The sequence below is a fragment of the Pseudoroseomonas cervicalis ATCC 49957 genome (assembly GCF_000164635.1).
Lineage (GTDB): Bacteria > Pseudomonadota > Alphaproteobacteria > Acetobacterales > Acetobacteraceae > Pseudoroseomonas > Pseudoroseomonas cervicalis.
Map to the genome: position 1 here is coordinate 10,361 of NZ_GG770778.1, position 3,452 is coordinate 13,812.

Here is a 3,452-nt window from a genome sequence, read left to right on the forward strand (position 1 = left end):
GCGGTCTGCGCGGTGGCGTAGCGGCGCAGCGGGCCGGCGAAGCTGGCCGAGGGCGGGGCGCCGAAGCCCGCCGGCTCGAAGGGAATGTCCTCCGCCCCTTCCAGCCGGCCGATGCCCTGGGAGACGAGGTCGTACCAGCTGCCTTCCTTCGGCGCGCCCCAGGCGCAGACCAGCAGCCGGTCCTCCGCCCGCGTCAGCGCGACATAGAGCAGCCGGTTCTCCTCCGCCTCGCGCGCGGCCGTCTCGGCGTCCATGAGTTTGGTCCAGGCGGGGGCGAAGAAATCCTTGCGGCTGCGCGGCGCCCAGTAGGGCAGGGGCGGCGCCGATTCCTCCCAGCGCAGCGGCTTCTCGCCGCGCCCGCTGCCGACATCGGGGATGATGACGACCGGCGCCTGCAAGCCCTTGGCGCCATGCGCCGTCATCAGCCGCACCGCATCGGCGCCGGATTCCGCCTCGCGCCGCACCTCGGCGCCACCACGGCGCAGCCATTGCACGAAGCCCTGCAGGCTGGGCGGGTGGCGCTGCTCATAGGTCAGCGCGGCGTTCAGCATCTCGTCCAGCGGGTCGGCCGCGTCGGGTCCGAGGCGTTCCAGGATGCGCGCCCGCCCGCCATGCTCGCCCAGCACCTCGGCCAGGATGGTGTGCGGCGTGGCGAGGTCGGCGCGGTCGGCCAGCCCCGCCAGCCATTCGGCGGCGCGGCCGGCATTGCTGTCGCTGCCGCGCATCTCCAGCAGCCGCCACCACAGCGGCTGGGTGCGCGCCCGCGCCAGTTCGCACAGCTCGGTCTCCGAGACATTGCAGAGCGGGCTCTTCAGCACGGCGGCCAGTTGCAGGTCGTCTTCCGGCAGCAGCAGCACGTCGCACAAAGCGAGCAGGTCCTGCACCGCGATCTGCTCGACCAGCTGCATGCGGTCGACGCCGCCCACCGCCACGCCGCGCGCCTTCAGCGCCCGCACCAGCAGATTGGAGAAGCCGGTGCGCCGGCGCAGCAGCACCAGGATGTCGCCGGGGCGGATCGGCCGGTCGCCGCGCGCCGGCAGCCGCTCCTCCCGCACCATCTGGGCGATGCGCGCGGCCAGGCTCTCGGCCATCAGCGCCTCGGCATCGTCCTCGGCCACCGGCTCTTCCGGCACCTCCCAGGGTTGCAGCGCGGCGCTGTCGGGCCTGGTCAGCAGCGGCCAGATCTCGACCATGCCGGCCTGCCCCTCGCGGTCGGCGCGGTGGGTCAGCACGCTGCCCTCCGCCACCACGCCGCGCCGCGCGGGGCCATCGGCGAAGACGGCATCGACCAGCGCCAGCACCGGCGCGGTGGAGCGGAAGGAGACATTGAGCGGCACGGCGGCGAACTCCGCCCCCGCCGCCGTCACCGCGCCCTCGAAATGCCGCTCCCACCGCGCGAAGCCGGCGGCGTCGGCACCCTGGAAGCCGTAGATCGATTGCTTCTCGTCACCCACGGCGAAGATGCTGCGGATGCTCTCCGGCTCGCGCGTGCCGAGCCCGGCGAAGAACTCCTCCGCCAGCCGCGCCGCGATCTCCCATTGGTGCGGGTTGCTGTCCTGCGCCTCGTCGAGCAGCAGGTGGTCCAGCCCGCCATCCAGCTTGTACAGCACCCAGGCGCTGCCCGGGTCGTGCAGCAGCCCGCGCGCCGCCTGGATCAGGTCGTCGAAATCGACCGCGCCCTGCCGCGCCTTGCGCGCCGTGTAGGCCTCCAGCACCGGCTGGGCCAGCGCCAGCAGCGCCAGCGACGCGGCATGCAGCCGCCAGGCCTTGCGCTCCTCCTCGAAGGCGTGGATGCGCTCGGCCTCGGCGGCCATCAGCGCCTGCACCTCCTCATGCCGCTCCTTCAGCCCGCCCTTGGTGCCGAGCGATTTGCGCGGGCTGCCCTCGGCGGTCAGGAAGATGCTGCACCATTCCTCCCAGCGCGCGGCGCGCGCGGCGTGGGAGAGGTCGATCCACGCCTTCATCACCGCGCCGCGGTCGCGGTCATTGGCGTTGCCGCTCTGCCGCAGCAGCGCGGCGGCGCGCACCATCTCGCTGTCCACGGCGCTCGCCATGGCCAGCAGCGCCTCGCTTTCGCCGCCCTCGCGCGGCAGGCCCAGGCGGCGGCGCAGCACCGCGTCGCAGCCCTTGATGCCACCCGCCTGGGCGATGGCGGCGCCCAGCCGCTCGCGCTCCTTCACTAGGCTCTGCAGCGTCTGCGCGAAATCCTCCGGCGAGCCCAGCCCGGCCATCGCCTCGATCGCCGCCTGCGGCAGCTGGCCCGAGGCCAGCGCCAGCTCACGCGATTCCGCCAGCATCTCGGCGGCATCCGCCTCCTCGATCAGCGCGAATTGCGGCGGCAGCCCCGCCTCCAGCGGGAAGCCGCGCAGCAGCGACTGGCAGAAGGAATGGATGGTGGAGATGCGCATGCCGCCGGGCTGCTCCAGCACCTCGGCGAACAGCCCGCGCGCGCGGCGGCGCAGCGCGGCATCCGGCTTCTCGCCTGTCAGGGACAGCAGGCTGTCCGACAGCGCCGTATCCTCGGCCACCGCCCATTCGCCCAGGCGCTTCGCCAGGCGCGTGGCCATCTCCGCCGCCGCCGCCTTGGTGAAGGTCAGGCACAGGATGCGGCCCGGTTTCGCTCCGGGGCGCAGCAGCAGCCGCAACACGCGGTCGGTCAGCACCTTCGTCTTGCCCGAACCAGCGGACGCGCCGACCCAGGCGGAGGCGCGCGGATCGGAAGCGCGGCGCTGCGCCGCCTGCGCCGCGGCGCGGGGGGTGAGGGTCTCGCTCATCGCGCTGCTCCACTCGAAAGAATCCGGGGGAATGAATTCCCCCGGACCCCCCATCTTTTTCCTGTCAGGGCCGGCCGCCGCTGGCGGCCGGCAGCACCACTCACGCATCCTCGGCGGTGCCCCATTCGGCGATGCGCGCCAGATGATCGTGCTCGCCGCGCTGCGGCCGGCGGCGCGGATGCGGCCGCGCGATGAAACGGCGATGGCCGAGAAGAAATCCCTGCACCAGCGCGGTCGTCTGCTCCAGCGCATCCGCGCCCAGCGTGCCGGGGTCGCCCTTCACCGGCTTCACCTCGCCCGGCGTGCCGCCGCCCGTCAGCCGCCAATGGGCGAGGCCCGAGACCGGCGCGCGCGCGATGCCCTGGAACCCGCCCGCCTCGGCGATGGCGGCCTCCAGCGGCATCTGCGGCGCGCGGCCATCGGTCATCTCCTTGCCGGTGGGCGGCGTGCCGGTCTTGTAGTCGATCAGCGCGATGGTGCCGTCCGCCAGCTCGTCCAGCCGGTCGGCCCGCACCTTCAGCTTCACCCGCCGGCCGGCAATGTCCAGATGCCCCGGCAGCTCGGCATGGCGGCGGCGGATGCGCCGTCCCTGCTGCGCCGCCTCCTCCTGCGCCACCACGAAGCCGCCGATGCGCGCCAGCCGCGGCCGCCAGAAGGCCAGCAGCCCGGGCCGCGCCG

The 3,452-nt window shown here is 73.8% G+C and carries 2 protein-coding genes; both read right to left on the reverse strand.

Annotated elements, in window-relative coordinates:
- Window positions 1-2,774, reverse strand: a 2,774-nt coding sequence (addA, locus tag HMPREF0731_RS07490; RefSeq protein WP_051014734.1) for a double-strand break repair helicase AddA, incomplete at its 3' end; no start/stop codon positions are given.
- Between the two features lie 100 nt (window positions 2,775-2,874).
- Window positions 2,875-3,452, reverse strand: a 578-nt coding sequence (locus HMPREF0731_RS07495) for a PD-(D/E)XK nuclease family protein (RefSeq protein WP_007003463.1), incomplete at its 5' end; no start/stop codon positions are given.